Source organism: Paenibacillus sp. FA6, from assembly GCF_051550225.1.
Lineage (GTDB): Bacteria > Bacillota > Bacilli > Paenibacillales > Paenibacillaceae > Paenibacillus_AQ.
In genome coordinates, this window is record NZ_CP188820.1 from 4893939 (window position 1) to 4912757 (window position 18819).

At 42.5% G+C, this 18819-nt stretch carries 17 protein-coding genes and 1 riboswitch; all 17 genes read right to left on the reverse strand.

All coding sequences use genetic code 11. From position 1 onward, the window contains the following. Nucleotides 1-98: 98 nt before the first annotated feature. The gene (locus ACP8HI_RS22255) at nt 99-1169 is read right to left on the reverse strand and encodes a foldase protein PrsA (RefSeq protein ID WP_438348307.1); all 1071 of its coding nucleotides are present in this window, start codon (nt 1167-1169) and stop codon (nt 99-101) included. Continuing rightward, the gene (gene mfd / locus ACP8HI_RS22260; protein WP_438348308.1) at nt 1156-4680 is read right to left on the reverse strand and encodes a transcription-repair coupling factor; all 3525 of its coding nucleotides are present in this window, start codon (nt 4678-4680) and stop codon (nt 1156-1158) included. Before mfd ends, ACP8HI_RS22255 begins: the two co-directional genes overlap by 14 nt. A 169-nt stretch (nt 4681-4849) precedes the next feature. Beyond that, nucleotides 4850-5080: an anti-sigma-F factor Fin gene (locus ACP8HI_RS22265; RefSeq protein WP_438348309.1), complete on the reverse strand. Its 231-nt coding sequence runs from the start codon at nt 5078-5080 to the stop codon at nt 4850-4852. Nucleotides 5081-5149: 69 nt separating this feature from the next. Then, nucleotides 5150-5719 (reverse strand): aminoacyl-tRNA hydrolase, encoded by a 570-nt coding sequence (gene pth / locus ACP8HI_RS22270; protein WP_438348310.1) that lies wholly within the window; start codon nt 5717-5719, stop codon nt 5150-5152. A 108-nt stretch (nt 5720-5827) separates the two neighbouring features. Beyond that, nucleotides 5828-6781 carry a ribose-phosphate diphosphokinase gene (locus tag ACP8HI_RS22275; protein ID WP_438348311.1) on the reverse strand — a complete coding sequence of 318 codons (954 nt, stop codon included), beginning with the start codon at nt 6779-6781 and terminating at the stop codon, nt 5828-5830. Between the two features lie 42 nt (nt 6782-6823). Further along, nucleotides 6824-8218 carry a bifunctional UDP-N-acetylglucosamine diphosphorylase/glucosamine-1-phosphate N-acetyltransferase GlmU gene (glmU, locus tag ACP8HI_RS22280; RefSeq protein WP_438348312.1) on the reverse strand — a complete coding sequence of 465 codons (1395 nt, stop codon included), beginning with the start codon at nt 8216-8218 and terminating at the stop codon, nt 6824-6826. A gap of 111 nt (nt 8219-8329) precedes the next feature. Further along, nucleotides 8330-8623: a septation regulator SpoVG gene (spoVG, locus tag ACP8HI_RS22285; protein WP_438348313.1), complete on the reverse strand. Its 294-nt coding sequence runs from the start codon at nt 8621-8623 to the stop codon at nt 8330-8332. A 210-nt stretch (nt 8624-8833) separates the two neighbouring features. Then, nucleotides 8834-9658 carry a pur operon repressor gene (gene purR / locus ACP8HI_RS22290; RefSeq protein WP_438348314.1) on the reverse strand — a complete coding sequence of 275 codons (825 nt, stop codon included), beginning with the start codon at nt 9656-9658 and terminating at the stop codon, nt 8834-8836. A 78-nt stretch (nt 9659-9736) separates the two neighbouring features. Beyond that, entirely contained in the window at nt 9737-10591 is an 855-nt protein-coding gene (ispE, locus tag ACP8HI_RS22295; RefSeq protein ID WP_438348315.1) for a 4-(cytidine 5'-diphospho)-2-C-methyl-D-erythritol kinase, read from the reverse strand. A 643-nt stretch (nt 10592-11234) separates the two neighbouring features. Beyond that, the gene (locus ACP8HI_RS22300; RefSeq protein ID WP_438348316.1) at nt 11235-11417 is read right to left on the reverse strand and encodes a small, acid-soluble spore protein, alpha/beta type; all 183 of its coding nucleotides are present in this window, start codon (nt 11415-11417) and stop codon (nt 11235-11237) included. A gap of 190 nt (nt 11418-11607) precedes the next feature. Further along, the gene (gene veg, locus ACP8HI_RS22305) at nt 11608-11883 is read right to left on the reverse strand and encodes a biofilm formation stimulator Veg (RefSeq protein WP_438348317.1); all 276 of its coding nucleotides are present in this window, start codon (nt 11881-11883) and stop codon (nt 11608-11610) included. Nucleotides 11884-12073: 190 nt separating this feature from the next. Continuing rightward, nucleotides 12074-12970, reverse strand: a complete 897-nt coding sequence (gene yabG, locus ACP8HI_RS22310; protein WP_438348318.1) for a sporulation peptidase YabG — start codon at nt 12968-12970, stop codon at nt 12074-12076. A gap of 88 nt (nt 12971-13058) precedes the next feature. Further along, complete coding sequence (gene rsmA / locus ACP8HI_RS22315; protein WP_438348319.1) at nt 13059-13943, reverse strand: 16S rRNA (adenine(1518)-N(6)/adenine(1519)-N(6))-dimethyltransferase RsmA; 885 nt, start codon at nt 13941-13943, stop codon at nt 13059-13061. 7 nt (nt 13944-13950) lie between these two features. Beyond that, nucleotides 13951-14493, reverse strand: coding sequence for a ribonuclease M5 (gene rnmV, locus ACP8HI_RS22320; protein WP_438348320.1), 543 nt, complete (start codon nt 14491-14493; stop codon nt 13951-13953). A 122-nt stretch (nt 14494-14615) separates the two neighbouring features. Further along, nucleotides 14616-15782: a ubiquitin-like domain-containing protein gene (locus ACP8HI_RS22325; RefSeq protein WP_438348321.1), complete on the reverse strand. Its 1167-nt coding sequence runs from the start codon at nt 15780-15782 to the stop codon at nt 14616-14618. A 263-nt stretch (nt 15783-16045) separates the two neighbouring features. Beyond that, a riboswitch (cyclic di-AMP (ydaO/yuaA leader) is annotated at nt 16046-16258 on the reverse strand. A gap of 201 nt (nt 16259-16459) precedes the next feature. Next, the gene (locus ACP8HI_RS22330; protein ID WP_438348322.1) at nt 16460-17230 is read right to left on the reverse strand and encodes a TatD family hydrolase; all 771 of its coding nucleotides are present in this window, start codon (nt 17228-17230) and stop codon (nt 16460-16462) included. Between the two features lie 65 nt (nt 17231-17295). Further along, entirely contained in the window at nt 17296-18582 is a 1287-nt protein-coding gene (locus ACP8HI_RS22335; RefSeq protein ID WP_438348323.1) for an HD domain-containing protein, read from the reverse strand. Between the last annotated feature and the right edge of the window lie 237 nt (nt 18583-18819).

Genomic DNA, 18819 nt, shown 5'->3' on the forward strand with positions numbered 1-18819 from the left:
ACTACTGTTCCAAAGGGGAATAGGTGAATCCCATGAATCAATGTGATATCTGACCATAGTATTCAACCATTTCCATTTCCTTATTCATACATTATTAATTACTTACCTGTTTCCGTTACTGGTGCATCCTCTTTGCCTGTACTAGCATCGGGGGTTGTTGGTTCTTCCGTTCCCGTGGAGTCTTGTCCATTTTCAGGCACTGTTGGTACTTCTTCCGTAGCCTTAGGTGATTCCGGCAAATTTACCTTCTTAATTAGACCTGGTAAATCCTTCGTCATGAACTCATCAATTTTATTGGATCCAAGTAGGTTCTTAATAGAATCCTTCTGCTCTTGTGTTAGCTCCTCGAACGTCGTCTCGGTACGTGATTCTACTTTCATCACATGATATCCATAACTCGTCTCGACTGGTTCACTAATCGTATCGAGCGGAAGTGTCAACGCACTCTCCTTGAATTCTGGTACCCATTTGCCTACAGCAGTATCCTCATACAAACCGCCATTATCCACGGAGCCTGGATCCTCGGAATATTCCTTCACAATTGTTGCGAAATCGGCTCCCTTATCCAGTTTGGACTTTACATCCTTAGCAATCTTCAGAGCGGCTTCCATCGTCCGTTCCTTGCCTTCAGCATCGGTTGTTGAGATCAGTACATGTCGAACTGAAGCCACTGTATAATCTTGTTTCGTTGCATCATATTGTGCCTTTACCTCTTCATCTTTTACCTTGAGTGTCATATCCTCCATAGAGATCATCACTTGTTCAAGATAGCCCTTCAAATCGGCTTCCGTCAACTTCTTCTCTTCCAACATCTGTGTAAAGATTTCATCCCCAACGCTTTCTTTCATTTTAGCTAGCTGATCCGTAGCGGTTTGTCCACCCTTCGTCTTCGCTTCTTCACTCGCCTTCGCACTCAGATATTTAAATGCCACTTGTTGATTCACAAGATACGTCTTGAAATCTTCCATTTCTACAAGTTGTGCATACTCTGGTGACAAAAAGGTAAGGACGTTCATCCCAACATTATATTCTGCTAAGGTAACTTCCCCGCCCTTATAAGAAACTACAACATCTTTATTATCCTTACCGCATGCGGACAATAAAGATAGTGCCAATACCGCTACTAGCGTAATGGACACTAACTTCCATGTTTTTTTATTTAACAGCATTTTGAAGCTCCCCCTTTAATTTAAACGGCTCTCGGATGGCTTCAAGAAATCGTTCTAGAAGTTCCAGCAGCTGCTTTTCTTCAAGCCCCTTACCCTTGACCCGAATGGTCATAACAGACTCTTGTTCAAATTGTACACGTCTTTCGAACGAATTTCCAATTCGTACAAGCTCGGATCGATTTACCGCCTTCTCTTGACCGGCATAAAATTTAAGTGTGACGTCATCTCCACGCTTCACGATCGATTCGATCCCCAGCATTTTACCGTATAATTTCATTCTTGCAACCGCAAGCAGATTTAAGACAGCTTCCGGCAATTCACCGAATCGATCCATCAGCTCATCTTCAAGCTCTGAGACCTCATCAAATGAAGCTGTGGCGGCTACCTTTTTATAAATCTCAATCTTTTGAATGCTATCGTAAATATAATCAGCTGGCAAATAAGCATCTATACCGATGTCAATAAGTGTATTCCACACCTTCTCTGGTGCAGGTTCCTCTCCTAACATCGTCACTTTTCGTTTCTGTATTTCTTCAGCAAGCATTTGCGAATACAGATCGAAACCGACCGAAGCAATGAATCCATGTTGCTCCGCTCCAAGCAAATTACCTGCACCACGGATAGACAAGTCCCGCATAGCGATCTTAAATCCTGATCCTAGCTCCGTGAATTCTTTAATAGACTGCAGTCTCTTCTCGGCAACTTCTGTTAATACCTTATCGCGTTGGTACGTGAAATAAGCATAGGCAATACGATTAGAACGACCTACACGTCCCCGTAGCTGATAGAGCTGGGATAGACCCATTTTATCCGCATCATGTACAATTAACGTGTTCACATTAGGTATGTCTACACCTGTCTCAATGATACTCGTACTCACCAATACGTCATATTCTCCATCCAAGAAATCAAGAATCGTCTTCTCAAGCTCAGACTCATTCATTTGGCCGTGTCCTACGGCCACTCTAGCTTCAGGTACTAGCGCCGTGATCTGACTTGCCATCTCTTGTATCCCTTGCACTCGATTGTATAGATAATACACTTGCCCACCGCGAGCGAGCTCCCGCTCTACAGCTTCGCGAACAAGCGTATGGCTGTGCTCCACAACATAGGTCTGTACGGGGAAGCGATTCTCAGGCGGTGTCTCAATAACGGATAAATCTCGAACACCAAGCATGGACATATGGAGTGTTCTAGGAATTGGCGTAGCAGTCAATGTCAGTACATCCACATTCGTCTTTAGCTTCTTCAGCTTCTCCTTGTGCGTAACGCCGAATCGTTGCTCCTCGTCTACAATGACAAGTCCCAAGTCCTTAAAGATAAGATCCTGTGACAACAACCGGTGTGTACCGATAATGATATCCACAGTTCCCTGCCGAATTCCCTTGATCGCGTCATTCTGTTCCTTGCGAGAACGAAAACGGCTCAACACCTGAATATTAAGAGGATATCCTGAGAATCGTTCCTTAAATGTCTCGAAATGCTGCTGAGCTAGAATCGTCGTTGGGACTAGCACAGCAACCTGTTTGCCCTCGATCGCAGATTTGAAAGCTGCTCGGATAGCCACTTCTGTCTTGCCGTATCCCACATCTCCACAGAGCAATCGATCCATAGGTCGAGCCTGCTCCATGTCTTTCTTGATCTCTTCAATCGCTCTCATTTGATCTCGAGTCTCATCGTACGGGAACATTTCTTCAAATTCTTGCTGTTCTTGTGTATCCTTTTCAAAAGCATAACCCTGCGTGGATTGACGCTCTGCATATAATTTAATCAGATCATCCGCAATATCTTGTACCGTAGAACGGACCTTATTCTTGACACGAATCCAATCATTACCGCCCAGCTTATAAATCTTCGGTTCTTTGTCTTCTGAGCCTACATATTTCTGAATAAGATCAACCTGTTCAATAGGAACGGACAGCTTATCCCCTCCGGCATACAGGATATGTAAGTAATCTTTGTGAATACCGTTGATATCCAAGGTGCCAATCCCCATGTATTTACCTATTCCGTGATTCTGATGTACAACGTAATCGCCAACTTTGAGCTCAGTATAGCTTTTGATGCGCTCAGCGTTATCAATACTTTTACTTAACTTTCGGACTTTGCGTTGCTTCTGGGAGAACATTTCCCCCTCTGTAATGACAGCTAATTGAATCGAAGGTAACTCAAACCCAGTCTGCAAGTTCCCCTGAAGCATCGTTGGCTCATTGATATCGTAATCAAGTAGCACTCGACGCATACGCTCCATACGCTCTTCATTGCTAGCTAGCATCATGACGCGAACGCCAGTCTTCTGCCAACGCTCCATTTCAGATTTAAGCACATTCATCTGACCATGGAAGTCCTGCATTCCACGACTAGTAATATTCAGTATGTTCTGAGGCTGTGTGTGTGGTACTTGTCGTAAAAAAATAGAGAGAAATAACGTCTGGAATCGGCGTTTATAAATAACTTCGTCATTATCAATAGATAACGCTAATTGAGGTAGCATTTTACCATTCTGCATTAAGTGTAAATTCCATTCAGACTCATCTCGTTCTAGCTGTTTGGCGGTTTCTAGTAATCTAGTAGGCTCGTCAAGAATTAGAATCGTATCATCCGGAAGATAATCAAATAAGTGACACTTTTCTGGATACAGTAAAGATATATACTTATATATTTCTGGAAAGTACACATGCTCACGCAACATATCAATCTCACGCTTCATTTCCTCTTGGAGGCGAAGCTTGGCCTGACGATCCGTCATTTTATCAAGCTGTTCTGTCAGTAGGAGATCCAATGCCTCTGCTGCCTGATCCAGCCGTCTATGATCTGCAATGATTTCCTTGCATGGTGTAATCACAACCTTATGAACCTTATCAATAGAACGCTGATCCATTGGATCGAACGTGCGGATAGAATCAACCTCATCATCGAATAATTCTACACGATACGCGAGTGGCAAGGTCATCGGATAGAAATCCATAATACCACCACGAATACTCATCTCACCTTTATTCTCTACGCGCTCAACCCGTTCATATCCCATCTCTACCATTCGCATTAACAACGTGTCCAGCTGCACCGAACCTCCGCATTGGATTGTGATCTGAGCATTAGCCATCACTTCTGGAGCAGGTAGAAGCCTTCTTACACCTGCAAAAGGGGCTACGACAATTCCCGTGAACCCTTGTGCGCATTTCATCAATACATCGATACGCTGCGCTAGCGTTTCGGGACTAGATACTGCGGTCTCAGCTGCAACTAACTCATGTGCAGAATAGAGCAACACTTGATCAGGTGAAAGCGCTTCCTGTAAGTCATCGGCCATTTTTTGTGCAGAGAACATATTATGAGTCACAATTAACATGGGGCGTTTAACCTCTGTATACAGTGAGGCCATCATAACCTGCCTTGCGGATCCAGATAGTCCAGAGACAAGCTGTTCCTTCATACCTACCGAAATTCCAGAAACGATGGATTTTAAATCAGGGTCCTTAGAAAAGGATTCTATAAGTGCTTGTAACAAAAGTGGCACCTCTCTTATTCTTACTTTTTATCTCTAGATTGTGTAGCGTTACATCCCTTTTCTTACCGTCAAAAGAAGCCTCAGCAAACTGCTAAGGCCCTGTAACGACGATCAATTCGCCGTCAAGACGGTAAACGTAAGTCTTAGGCTATATTTCCTTTACTTAACTTTACTGAAGCGGACTACTTAATAGGCTTAATTCGGGATGACTTGTGAGCGCATCATTGCAATAGTCACAAGTGATTGTAACCGTCACGTCGCCGCTTAAATCATACGCTATTATATCTTGGCGTTCTGCGGGGGTCAAGGAATGAAACCCAAGCTGCGACTCAGTTACAATAGCTGAATCAATGGTTCCAATCACTGTTTGACAGTGTCGACAGATGTACTTTATAGACATTTTATGCCTCCTGAAGGTCTTTTATACCTTCATTATGCCCTGAATTGATCCCATTTAGCCTCTCAAGCATTAATCCTTCAAACCATTATACTTAGCCATCGTCTGTTCAAAAGAATGATTGAGGCTGTACTCAACGGCATCACAGCTATGATCAATCATCTGAAGCACGTATTCCTTCTCTTTTTTAGCAAAGGAAGACAGTACATAATCTACGACCGCAAAACCTGGATCCGGACGGGATATCCCCATTCGAATTCGGTTAAATGTTTGAGTTCCTGTATGCTGGATAATCGACTTAATACCATTATGTCCACCGGCACTACCTTGATATCGTAACCGAATTTTGCCTACTGTCGTATCTAAATCATCATAGACAACCACGAGATCTTCCAGTGTTGCTTTATAATAACTCATAAATGCATGGACAGATTCCCCTGACAGATTCATAAAGGTTAACGGTTTAATAAGGACCACTTTCGTGCCACCAATGTGACCCTCACCTATTAGCGCTTTACACTTACTGGGTCCAAAAGTGATGCCATGTCGCGCAGCTAAAGCATCTAGCGCCATAAATCCTACGTTATGTCGTGTCTTGTCATAAGCGGAACCTGGATTTCCAAGTCCTACAATCCATTTCATTGGGTATATATCCTCCATCAGACTTTATTGATACTGCAACACAATGCACGATAAGGGTTATATTTCCTCTACCGAGGAGATATAACCCTGTGTTTATGTTCTGCATTGTTACTCAATCTCAAACAGTTTACTAATCGACAATTCTTCATGAACACGAATGATTGCTTCACCCATCAGAGGAGCTACTGACAGCACTCTAATTTTATTACTTGGGTTCAGATGTTTGATCGGAATCGTATCTGTTACGATAACTTCCTTCAGTGGAGAGTTCTCAAGTCGTTCCATAGCTGGTCCTGATAATACAGGATGTGTACAGCATGCATAGACTTCCTTGACTCCACCCTTCATCAGTGCGTTTGCACCAAGTACAATCGTGCCTGCCGTATCAATAATATCATCGATCAATATCGCTGTCTTACCTTCAATGTGCCCGATAATGTTCATGACTTCACTGACATTAGGCTCAGGACGACGCTTATCAATAATAGCAAGCGGTGCATTGAGGAAGTCAGCCAATTTTCTTGCACGAACTACGCCGCCATGATCTGGAGAGACCACAACAGGATTCTCAATCTGTAATGATCGGAAATATTGGGCTATAATCGGAACTCCCAACATATGATCTACAGGGATATCGAAGAATCCTTGTATCTGCATAGCATGTAAATCCATCGTAATGACACGATGAGCTCCAGCCTTCTCAATCAGATTAGCTACCAGTTTAGCAGTAATAGGATCACGAGAACGAGCCTTACGATCTTGGCGGGCATACCCATAATAAGGTATGACTACATTGATGCTCTTCGCAGAAGCACGCTTCAATGCATCAACCATAACCAATAATTCCATTAGATTGTCGTTCACCGGACCACAAGTAGACTGCACAATATAGACGTGACAGCCTCGAACACTCTCATTCAATTTGACTTGAATTTCGCCATCACTGAAGCTTGTCGTATGGGAATCCCCCATAGGAATGCCGATATAATCAGCAATTTGATTAGCAAGCTTGGGATTAGAGTTACAAGTAAATATTTTAAGTTTGGAATCACAATAAGTCATAAAGTAAAAACCCTCCGTGCGGATTCATTGAATTCTTGTCTGTTATTCATCTTTATTCTTCTTATCTTTAGCCTTATTACGAAGCTTCTCTGCATATCCAGGTTTATTCACCTGCCGTTGTCTAGCAATCGCCATTTCATTCTCACCAACGGAATCTGTTATCGTTGAACCTGCTACAATAAAGGCACCTTTACCAACTTTGACCGGTGCAACGAGATTAACATTGCTGCCAATAAAGGCATCGTCTTCAATCTCTGTCACAAACTTATTGTACCCATCGTAATTAACCGTTATCGCACCACAGCCAACATTGACATTCTTCCCTATCATAGCATCTCCAATATAACTTAAATGGGATACTTTGGAGCCATTACTAATAACAGAGTTCTTCACCTCGACGAAGTCGCCAATCTTAACATCCTCACCAAGCTTAGATCCCGGTCGCAAATAAGCAAAAGGACCCACCGTTGTTCGCGAGCCAACTTCAGCATGATCAAGAACGGAATGCTTAATGATTACGCTATTAGCAATCATCGAAGAATCAATATCACTGTTAGGACCAATGACGCAATCTTCACCTATAACAGTATATCCTTTAATGATGGTTCCTGGAAACAGAATTGTGTCCGAACCAATGGTTACATCTGCACCAATGACCGTCGAAGATGGATCAATAATAGTTACACCATTCAACATATGACGTTTCGCAATTCTTTCTCTCATGAATTGTTCTGCTTCAGAAAGAGCTAGACGATCATTTACACCAATAGATTCCGAAGCATCATCTGTGACATAGCCAAGAACCGTTTCGTTAGCGTTCACCAGAATACCAATCACATCTGTCAAATAGTATTCCTGCTGTGTATTCTGATTCGTCACCTTCTCAAGTGCTGCGAACAATTTGCCATTGTCAAAACAATACGTACCTGTATTAATCTCATGTACCGCATCTTCTTGGGGCGAACAATCCTTTTGCTCCACAATCCGCAGTACTTTACCATCTTCTCCACGAATGACACGTCCATACCCCTTGGGATTATCCATTTGGGCAGTTAATACCGTGGCCGCTGCTTGGTTGCTCTCATGCAACTGCATAAGGCCTTCTAGCGTCTCTGGCGTAACTAAGGGTGTATCTCCGCAAATGACTATCGTAGAGCCTGTCTCATGACTTAATAACGGTGCAGCCTGCTTAACGGCATGCCCTGTTCCTAACTGTTGCTCTTGAAGCACATATTCTGCAGCGTCCCCAAGAAAAGCTTGTACGGCTTTTGCACCATGGCCAACGATCACGATTACTCGCTCACTGTTAACCTGCTTAACGGTATCAAGTACATGTCCTACCATTGGTTTCCCACACACAGGATGAAGTACTTTGTATAATTTGGATTTCATCCTTTTGCCCTGACCTGCGGCAAGAATTATAGCCATTCTTTTCAAGGGTCTTGACCTCCTGCTCTTGAACTCACTACTGAATATATCTCATTCTAGGAAAAAAGAAAAGAGAGCCATAGTTATGGCTCTCTTTTCTTCAAACCCCAATAGTAAAACTTAAGCACCTTCTTCAATCGCTTCTTCTTCTTCCTCTTCAATAGCCGCACGTTCGTATTCTGCCAATACAGCAGACTGAATCTTCTCCCGAGTACCGGAAGAGATTGGGTGCGCAATGTCGCGGAATTCTCCATCAGGAGTACGTTTGCTCGGCATTGCAACAAACATTCCGTTGTTTCCATCAATAACCCGAATGTCATGAACAACAAATTCGTTATCAATGGTAATGGATGCGATTGCTTTCATTCTTCCTTCGGAGTTTACCCGTCGAAGTCTGACATCCGTAATTTGCATGTGTGTGTTCACCACCTTTTTCCATACAGAGACTTGGTGTATAATTCCACACAGCAAACGGAAATCCTTTATTTTCATCTAAAAAATATCCTAAAAACAGGAATCTAAAAAATAAAAATATATTTCGACAGTTTTCTTCGATTTCCGCTCTAAAACCACCTATATTTCACCTCTAAATCGACAAAATTCTCAGGTTTCAGAAGAGGCTCATTATTCGAAGTAATTACCAGGACTCACTAAAATTTGTTTACTTTTGAAATCTACAGCTGTTAATTTGGCAATGGATACATAATCATGAAGCAACCGTTCTTCCGTTTCTATAGCTCCAGACTCTACCAACACGCCGACGCCAGCTACCTCTGCATCAAACTCAGCTAATAAATCCACCATTCCTTGAATGGTACCTCCAGCCTTCATGAAGTCATCCACAATGAGCACTTTCGATTTATTCTTTAAAGCGCGTCGAGACAAGGACATCGTATGAATGCTCTTGTGTGAGCCAGATACATAATTAATGCTTACTGCCGATCCTTCCGTCACTTGGTGATCTCGGCGAACCAGCACAACGGGTAGATTAAGCTGTGCTCCTGTGGCGTAGGCCAAAGGAATCCCCTTCGTTTCTACTGTCATGACACAATCAATCTCTTTCTCTGCAAATGCCGTTGCAAAAATTTTGCCCGCTTCGTTCATGAGCGATGGTTCTCCCAGCAAATCAGACATATATAAATATCCTCCAGGTAAAATCCGGTCTCGCTGTTCTAGCTGAGCGCATAAATTCTGTGCATACATAAGCGCCTGCTTGTTCGTCATCTTAGGAATAAACCTTACTCCGCCCGTTGCTCCTGCGAATGTTAGGAGGTCTCCCCCTCCTTCATCCTCAAACACCTCTTTAATAATGGCCAAATCTTCACTAATGGAAGATTTGGCTGCTCCATAACGATCTGCAAACGTGGTGAGGGGAATTAATATATGTGGTCTGTTTAACAAATATTGTGTCATATCTACTAATCGTGCGCTACGTTTTAATTTTTTCACGAAATACTCCTCGCTAAATCCGAATATTATATATAGAATATATCATTTTCATACGTCTTTGCACAAGAGTTGTGAAGGTCAGGTTAATAAACGAACAGCATATACCTCACGACAGAATCCCCGTAGCCCATTATAAATTCTAGGTACTTTTGATTCTTTCGATACTAAGCCGAACACCGTTGGCCCACTACCTGACATTAGCGTACCATCAGCACCCAGCCTCATCATTGCTTCTTTCAATTGTTGTACTTCCGGATGCAACTTAAGTGTGACATCTTCTAGAACATTACCGAGTTGACCACAAACCTCGTGGAAGTTACCCGCTTGGATGGCGGCAATCATAGCGGATGCAGACGGATGCTTCGATATCTGATTACTATTCAATCGAGTGTATACTTCCTGTGTCGATACATTGATAGGCGGTTTGGCTAGCACAACCCAACATTGTGGAGGATTAGGAATAGGACGTAGCAATTCCCCTCTCCCCGTAGCTAGCGCTGTCCCACCAGTCACACAGAAAGGGACATCAGAGCCAAGTTCTGCCCCCAACTGTTGTAGTTCCTGCATTGGAATTTGAAGCCCCCAGAGGCGATTCAAGCCCCTAAGCGTGGCGGCTGCATCGCTACTACCTCCAGCTAACCCGGCTGCCACTGGGATTTTTTTGTCTAAATGAATATGAACACCCTTCTTAACATCATATCGATCCTTGATGAGTCTGGCAGCTTGGAAAGCCAGATTCTTCTCATCCAGCGGAATATATCCCACCTGACTCGAGATAATGATTGTATCCCTAGGTAATTCAACCATCTCTAAACGATCTGCCAGATCGACCATCGTCATCACCATTTCTACCTCATGATAACCGTCGGGACGCTTATGTAATACATCCAGCATCAAGTTAATTTTTGCCGGTGCTTTCTCATAGGTTTTCATGGCGCTCACCCACCCTTAAGTTTTCGCTCGTAATAACTTCACACATTATAACAAACTGTCTCATTCAAGTCATATAAGTTTATGATGATCATACCTTCCATCTGTGAAACAAAGTGGGTAAGCGGACTGTATAGCTGCTATTTCGGAAAAAGAGTCTCTGGGGGCGCTTGAGTGGACAGTAGATCGCTTATTCGTTCGTTTAGGAGTGGCTTTCTACGAAATTGGTGCCAATAGCAGATTGCCTGTCCGCAAGCAATTAGAAAACGAGGATGCGAGACAAATATCGACTCCTGTGTCCATTGATCCTTTCACGAATATAGAATCAATCACCGGTAATTGCATAAAGTGCACTTAGATTCTACCGAATTGCCCTAATGCTAATTTTAGTTGCATTAACGACATTTAGTTACTGGAGAATGCCTACTTTTCATTGTTATCCCTATTTTAACTGTATGTTTTGCATCTATTTCTCTCCATCCTAGCTCTTCCCCCAAAATAAGTGTACCCTCTACAACTATTTCACTTACTTCTGCTTCCCATCATGAGTAAAGACCTTTTCGCAAGCCTAAAGCTACCTTGTATCGACTTGAAATTCAAAAAGAGACCAACCCCATAGGGCTGATCTCATTATTAATTTCAGACATTAATCGGGGGTTCTAGCTGCTGCCTTCTCTGCAAGCTCAATCGCTCGCTTAACCATGTTCCCTGCATCTTTGGCTCTAATTCCTCCCCATCCATCTTTCTGGACGGTGTCATAGAAACCTAAATCCTTAGCAAGCTCATTCTTGAGATCCTCTGACATCACACTACGCTTCCTACGGCTCATTAAAAATCCTCCTTTTCTGCAATGGGGATGAATGACCCTGATAGTATAACTCAGCGAACACCTTCTCATTCACCATCCATTAAACGGAGTGGACAGGCCTTGGTTTAGCATAGCCTTCTTTTATTTCGAAATCCCTTAAAACCAAAACAGCCCTCACTAGGAGGGCTGTCGTTGGTTTTATAAATTTTATTTACACTTTGATATACTCAAGCAAAGTTTCAATGTTATCTTCGCAAATCGTCACTTCTACCGAAGAAGTAAGAATATCTGCGTAACTGTATGAAACACGTTTAAAGGTTTCTTGTTCTTGATCCAGCTTTACAATAAATACAGAAGGGTACGTTTCTTCCAAAACACCAGTTCGCTCAATAGTCTTCCGGCGTCCACCATTGGCACGTAACATAATTTTTTGACCTACATGAGCATCGAGACTGTGCTTGATCTCTAACAGTGCATTTTTAGCCATGTCTAACGACCACCTCTTTCCTTGTCCATTATAACGAACAATTCGCAGGTTGTCAAATCAAAACAATAATTATATCAATAGTATTTTTATATTGTCAACGATTTTTTTTCAGGACTATACTACCGCTTCATAGAATACATGAAACAAGAAGAAACCCGAATCTGAGAAACAGATTCCAGGTTTGTAAAAATCACATCGCAGATGGCGTCACTTTTAGCGTAGACAGATCATGAAGACGTGGTAGACCCATCCTATAACTTCCACGGGACTCAATTCCGCCAACACCCTGACTACCACTAATGGTATTACCTAATACATCGTTCATATTGATGGTTTCTCTGATCGATGTGAATGACGCCTTAGCAGCTACGTATACTGGATCAAGCGCATGAATAAGAATTCGACCTGGAGAACTAGCAAAATTAGCCCCAGACTGAAGTAATGCCTCGAAATGAGATTGGCAGGCACCCGCAACAATCGTCAATGAATCCAAATTTCGATCATACCTTCGAGCTGCCAGGATAGCGGCTACGAAATTTTGTGAGTTTTTATAGCTACTCAAGCTATGGAGATCTCGGTTCTGCCTGTGCTTCAACACGCCATCATGACCTGTAATCACCACAATATCAGGCTGTACTTGTGGCAATAACCGATATAGAGCATCCGCCATACCTGATTCCCTGACATAATGACCCTCTGCGGGTACGCGAAGCTGCTCATAGACGAGAAGGCTTTTTTGCAAATAATTAGGATCTCCATCCAAATGAAGCACTTTGCCAGGTACTTCGAAGTAGGAGATTTCCTTCGATAGTTCCCTACCCCCACTTATTTGAGCTTGATGTCGTAATGATTGCTCTGCTCGCTGACGCGAAAAAGAGGATAAAGACTCATTCGCTCTCTCCTGAGCCTCCTGGATCTTTTCACTTACAAGTACCGATGGTGCCTTCACCAAATCCTTAAGAGGGGAATCCGCCAATAGTCTAAACTCCGTGCCTTTCAGGATGGCGTGGTCTTGCTGTAATTCTTCGATACGAAACGCAATATCGCCGCCATACGACCGGCGGACAACCAAGTCGCCCAAATTCATCAGAACATCACCCCTACCCCATGATATGGGCGATGTTCCCTATTGGTTCATCTTTTTTGCATATTCATCCCACTTGAAGTTCCATTTATCACACAATACCGGCTTCTAGCAGCGTATTACTAAGAGTAGCATATTCCTGCAGACTGAGTGTCTCCCCACGCCGTGATGGTTCAATTCCAGCTTGTACTAACAATGCATCAATCCGCTCACGTCCTTCAGGAGGCGCAAAACGGCTCTTGAGGTTATTGGAGATCGTCTTACGTCGCTGAGTGAATGAGGAGCGTACGACATCGAAGAAATGCGCCTCATCATGTGCATCCACTGGTGGTTGTTCTCGGACCGTGAGACGAATAACGGCAGAATCCACATTCGGCTGAGGTATAAACACGGTATTAGGTACAGTACAGATCAGCTTAGGCACACTGTAGTATTGAACGGCAATACTAAGGCTGCCATATTCTTTACTTCCTGGTGATGCTGCCATACGCTCTGCTACTTCCTTCTGAATCATGACGACAATATGCTCCAATGGAAGCTTCTCTTCCAATAACTTCATCAGAATGGGTGTTGTCACGTAGTAAGGCAGATTAGCCACCACACTGACCTTAGACACATCCTTGAAATTCGACTCAAACAACGCTTTTAAATCAACTTTAAGCACATCTGCCTGTTCAACATGAACATGCGGATACGGCTCCAACACTTCTTTCAATATCGGAATAAGACGTCTGTCAATTTCCACAGCAGTTACTGTACCTGCATTCTGTGCGAGCTTTTCTGTGAGAGCCCCAATTCCGGGGCCAATCTCCAGTGCCCCTTTCGTTCCATCCAGCTCTGCTGCATCAACAATATTATTCAGTATATTCTGATCAATCAGAAAGTTCTGGCCCAAACTCTTCTTAAAAGAGAAACCATGCCGTCTTATAATATCCTTCGTTCGCTTTGGTGTTGCGATGCTATCTATGTCATTCATCTGATCCTTAACCTCCCTCTTCAATTTGGGTGAGGGCACTAACGAATTCATCACGCGTAATTTGAAATATAGCGAGACGCTTCAGAAATTGCTTGCCATTACAATACCCAATTCCAAGTATGTTACCCATTTCCATTCTGCGGGCAGATGCATCAGGGTGAACCATTAGCCCTGCTTGCATCAGATCCTCCATGTCAATCATACTCTGCGAACCCTCATAAGAGGTATGTACTCGAGCTAGTGCATGTCGGATCGCTTCAGGTGATGCATTCTCCACCCCAACGTCTCCTCTACGCGTCGCATCCGCTTCAGGAATGAAGGCATGCTTACAGCCCTTTACTTTGTTGGATATGATCTTACGAATCCGTTCACCTGCATGATCAGGGTCAGTGAATATAATAACCCCTCTGCGCTCTTGTGCTAATGCAATCCGCTGTATCGTACGTGCATTAATAGCAGAACCACCGGTCTCGATCGTATCCGCCTCTACGGCCCTCTTAATTGCTGTCGTATCATCGCGACCTTCCACGACAATGATTTCTTTGATCATAACGATTCTTCCCTTCAGGGCTAGTATCACAACAACAAAAAGAAGAGGATTAATCCCCTTCTTTAGTATGGCTTCCATTATGACCTTAATAGTATAGGAATAGAAAGCTGTTGTAAAACAGTTTAGTTCAGTTCAGGCTTAACGGGCCCGATCACATATATCGTTCTTCCGTTCTTACGACCGAAATTACGAGCATTCTGCAATGAGTCATAATATACATCGATCTTGTTGCCTTTGATCGCACCACCTGTATCTTCTGCACGCCGGAAGCCAATGCCTTCGATGTATACCCACCATCCCATAGGAATGACACTAGTATCCACTGCAATCGTACGACCTTCCGTTACACGTGTGCCTGATGCAGTTCGTGTTCCTATACCTGGTTCTTCTGAAGAGTACGCCGTCATAGACACATTCTTAAGCACCTTTTTATACTTAAAATCAACGCCAGCCTTGCTAGCTTGATTATTCTCTTTACTTACATTCGTAACCTTAGCCTTCTTGCTAGTCTTATTACTTGCCACCGTAGATGCTAAGACGATCGGCTTGGGCTGCTCTACCTTCGTACCTACAGCAACAATTTGATCCTGTACTTGGCTCTTTACTACTTGGCCAACCAGGCTCATCGTTACAAATTGTCCATCTTGATATATTTTCTCGATCTGTTGGACTATTGCCCCAGACTGTCCATTCTGTACCACCTTGACGTTTCCTTTCACAATCGTTGGATCGGAAGTCTTGATGACTCGAAAGGGGATTGCTTCTACACGCTCTACAATCTGTTTGTTTATCCGGACAACCTTAATGTCCAACTTATCTGTGATCTTTGTATTCAATTCGGGAAATACTTTGTCGTGTACATCCAAAGTAATGCCTAGTTGCTTAACAGCATCTTTAACAGTCCCTTGCGTAATGAACCGAGTAACCGACTGACCATCGGCTGTTACATTAATCTCGACAGCACGTTGAATATGAACTTTATCGCCGTCTTTAAGCGAGCTGTTCAATGACACGGAGACCTTATCTTCCGGTCTTAGCATAACAGCTTGCTCATTCAGCATTTCCTGTAACATAGCATGATGGGTTTCTACAGCACTCACATGTCCATCAATCACTAAATACACTTGTTTGCGTTCTTGAATGCTGACAAACAATAGAACGGTCAGGGTAATCGCTATAAGGGCAATAGCTGCAACTGAGATCTTACTTAAACTTTCATGCTTCCAACGTGTTGCGTAAGTCATGCTGGATGATGATGAATCATGGGTTTCTTCTTTAAAAATGCCCACTTTCCGATCCTCCTTCATAGCCTCGCCGTCTGAAAAAAACCATATGTGTAATTGACGCGACTATAATTAAATTTGTTCAGGATACTAAAACAATATCTATCCTGCATCATGTACCGGTCTGCTCGTCATGATTGTCACCCCCTAATAAATAAGGATATGATGACAATTTTGTCTTTATTCAAAAAAGAAGCCTAAAGAAAGAGTTAGAGGAACTCTTTCGTGGCTTTCCCATGTCTGAATAATGGAAATACATGCACGAGTTTGCCTCTCTTCATATGCGCTTACGAGGTTAGCTGTCGGGTTTGGGCAAAAGAGAGTTGCCCGATCTTAGGTCAACCGCTCATGGCGACTGCCCTTGAATTCACCCCAAAGACCCAATAAAAGAAATCAAATATGACCTTTACCACGTACAATCTTGATGGGTCATATTGGTTCCCCCGTTCTCCAAACGTCCGGAGATTTAGCGAGACTGGTTCAAGAAAATAATAAGCTATCGATTTGCGATCAGCTTATATCACTGAAAAGATGATATCGCGTTTCGATGCATGTTGTAAAGCATCAATCAACCACAAATTTCTGAATAAATGGTTAAATTTTTGTAATATTCGCTCTTTACACAACGATAAGGCATGATTAAGTCGTCCGATCTCACTCTTTCAGCTAGTTTGCTCACTCTTTCACGATATACCAAATAAATACAGGGCATTTTTGGTGGTTATTTGAGCAATTTCCTCGATTTCAACACCTTTAATTTGAGCAGCTGCCTCAGCTACTAGTCTCACATGAGCCGACTCATTTCTCTTCCCGCGAAATGGATGTGGGGTAAGATAAGGGGCGTCCGTTTCGATCAATAATCGGTCCATTGGCACTTGGGCTAATACCTCTTTTGGTTGTTTGGCATTCTTGAATGTAATCGGACCACCAAATGACAAATGAAATCCCATATCAAGACAAATTTTTGCAGTTTCCCAACTACCAGAAAAAGAGTGCATTACACCCCCAACCTCACTTGCCTTTTCCTCGCGCAGAATTCTAACGATATCTTCATGCGCATCTCGATTATGAATCACAATCGGCATCTTTAATTCACGAGCTAGTCCAATTTGCTGGCGGAGTACCTGTTGTTGTATATCCTTAGGTGATGTATCCCAATAATAGTCCAATCCGATCTCGCCAATGGCTACGACTTTATCATGTTTACAAAGGGAGGCAATCCATTCCATATCTCCCTCTTTCATCGTTATCGCATCTACTGGATGCCACCCTACTGCCGCATAGATAAAATCATATTTCTCAGCCAATTCCATCGTTGACGGGATCGTCTCCCTGTTAAAGCCAATATTGATCATTTTGCCTACGCCATCTTCAACTGCCCGTGCAATAACCTCTTCACGGTCTTCGTCGAATTGTGGGGCGTCTAGATGCGTATGTGTGTCGAACAACATCATTATAAAATCTCCTTTTTGAACTCTCACTTTTATTTTTTTACAAATACTGCTATTGGTTCTGAACCTCAATTATCTTTGAAAATACGGGCAACAGAAGGGGAAAACGACGATAAGGCAGCCTCGATCTTCTGTTCAGGGTAATATAGGCGGAACTTACCACGTTGGAGACCACTTATGGACCGTACAATATCCGACACTTCAGATATTTCCATTAGTTTTCCTTGTCGATCTAGTAGTATGATTTGCTTCTGACTAGCTTCATCACCCGAGTGAAATACATCATAAGGAAGATCACTTGGAGAATCAATAATTAGATCATATTTCGGATCCAGTCCGCTTTGATAGAACTGATCACGAATCTCATGAATCATATCTCTATCCAGCGGCTCCAACTCTACATATTTATACAGTCTGCGATGCATGAATCGACTACAAAGCTCGCTAAGTATGGGATCCTTCTCCGTGCTCCACTGCATAAATGCAGTCTGAATAAGAGCCTCATCTAATTTCAAATACTGCTCAACAGTCACTTCATCTTTGAATAAACTAACCAATGGCTTCATCATAAATTCAAAATAATACCCACTAATATATAACTCCTTAGCACGTTGAAATATAAGCCTAAGAATGATCTCTGAGCTACGCGTCACAGGATGGAAATACACTTGCCAATACATCTGGTATCTTGCCATAAGATAATCTTCAACGGCGTGCATTCCTGATTCCTTCACTACGATTCGTCCTTGATGAGGTCTTAACATTCGTATAATTCGATCGACATCGATTGTACCGTAATTCACACCAGTATAGTATGCATCACGTAACAAATAATCCATACGATCCGCATCAAGTGCGCTGGATACGAGATTGACAACAATCGGTTTATGGTAGGTTTTTCCAATAACAGAGGCAACCCTTTCTGGAAATCCGGGCTCAACCTGACTTAAGATGTCATGTATTTGCGTATCTCCCATAATAATGCGAACTGTCCATTCTTCATGATTCATATGAAAGGCTTCTTCTATAGAATGAGAGAATGGTCCGTGTCCGACATCATGAAGTAGCGCAGCACAAAGTGTGACTAATTTCTCTTCCTTCGGCCAATCAGAATAATTATTTCTTTCAAATAATGCAATAATTTGTCTAGTAATTTCATATACGCCCAGTGAATGTGAGAATCGGCTATGTTCTGCTCCATGAAATGTCAAATAAGATGTTCCTAATTGACGTATACGGCGTAAACGCTGAAATTCAGCTGTATTGATCAATCGCCAAATGGTTGTATCTTCCACATGAATGTAATTGTGAACTGGATCTTTGAATACCTTTTCTTCATTTAAAGGATGCATCATATCATTTCCCACTCCTTTGGTATACTATTTATACATAAATTATGTCGTCTATTGTCGAATAATAGCGCATTTAGTCATGTGTTTTAGCATCGAGCCATTATTTACTTCATCCATTATTTTTTATAAATTAGTTATGTAACATCCTACATGACAATACTTCTCTAACCTTTTCTGAAATTTAGTTCTATTCTTATGTTGACTAAATTGGTAATGGTTGGTATTATTAATATCATAAAA

What these genes read in the sequence shown, in the direction of transcription:
- ACP8HI_RS22255 (WP_438348307.1), bottom strand. Translation starts at nt 1,169, where the DNA reads ATGCTGTTAAATAAAAAAACATGGAAGTTAGTGTCCATTACGCTAGTA.
- ACP8HI_RS22265 (WP_438348309.1), bottom strand. Translation starts at nt 5,080, where the DNA reads ATGTCTATAAAGTACATCTGTCGACACTGTCAAACAGTGATTGGAACC.
- pth (WP_438348310.1), bottom strand. Translation starts at nt 5,719, where the DNA reads ATGAAATGGATTGTAGGACTTGGAAATCCAGGTTCCGCTTATGACAAG.
- ACP8HI_RS22275 (WP_438348311.1), bottom strand. Translation starts at nt 6,781, where the DNA reads ATGACTTATTGTGATTCCAAACTTAAAATATTTACTTGTAACTCTAAT.
- spoVG (WP_438348313.1), bottom strand. Translation starts at nt 8,623, where the DNA reads ATGCAAATTACGGATGTCAGACTTCGACGGGTAAACTCCGAAGGAAGA.
- ispE (WP_438348315.1), bottom strand. Translation starts at nt 10,591, where the DNA reads ATGAAAACCTATGAGAAAGCACCGGCAAAAATTAACTTGATGCTGGAT.
- ACP8HI_RS22300 (WP_438348316.1), bottom strand. Translation starts at nt 11,417, where the DNA reads ATGAGCCGTAGGAAGCGTAGTGTGATGTCAGAGGATCTCAAGAATGAG.
- veg (WP_438348317.1), bottom strand. Translation starts at nt 11,883, where the DNA reads ATGGCTAAAAATGCACTGTTAGAGATCAAGCACAGTCTCGATGCTCAT.
- yabG (WP_438348318.1), bottom strand. Translation starts at nt 12,970, where the DNA reads ATGAATTTGGGCGACTTGGTTGTCCGCCGGTCGTATGGCGGCGATATT.
- rsmA (WP_438348319.1), bottom strand. Translation starts at nt 13,943, where the DNA reads ATGAATGACATAGATAGCATCGCAACACCAAAGCGAACGAAGGATATT.
- rnmV (WP_438348320.1), bottom strand. Translation starts at nt 14,493, where the DNA reads ATGATCAAAGAAATCATTGTCGTGGAAGGTCGCGATGATACGACAGCA.
- ACP8HI_RS22330 (WP_438348322.1), bottom strand. Translation starts at nt 17,230, where the DNA reads ATGATGTTGTTCGACACACATACGCATCTAGACGCCCCACAATTCGAC.
- ACP8HI_RS22335 (WP_438348323.1), bottom strand. Translation starts at nt 18,582, where the DNA reads ATGATGCATCCTTTAAATGAAGAAAAGGTATTCAAAGATCCAGTTCAC.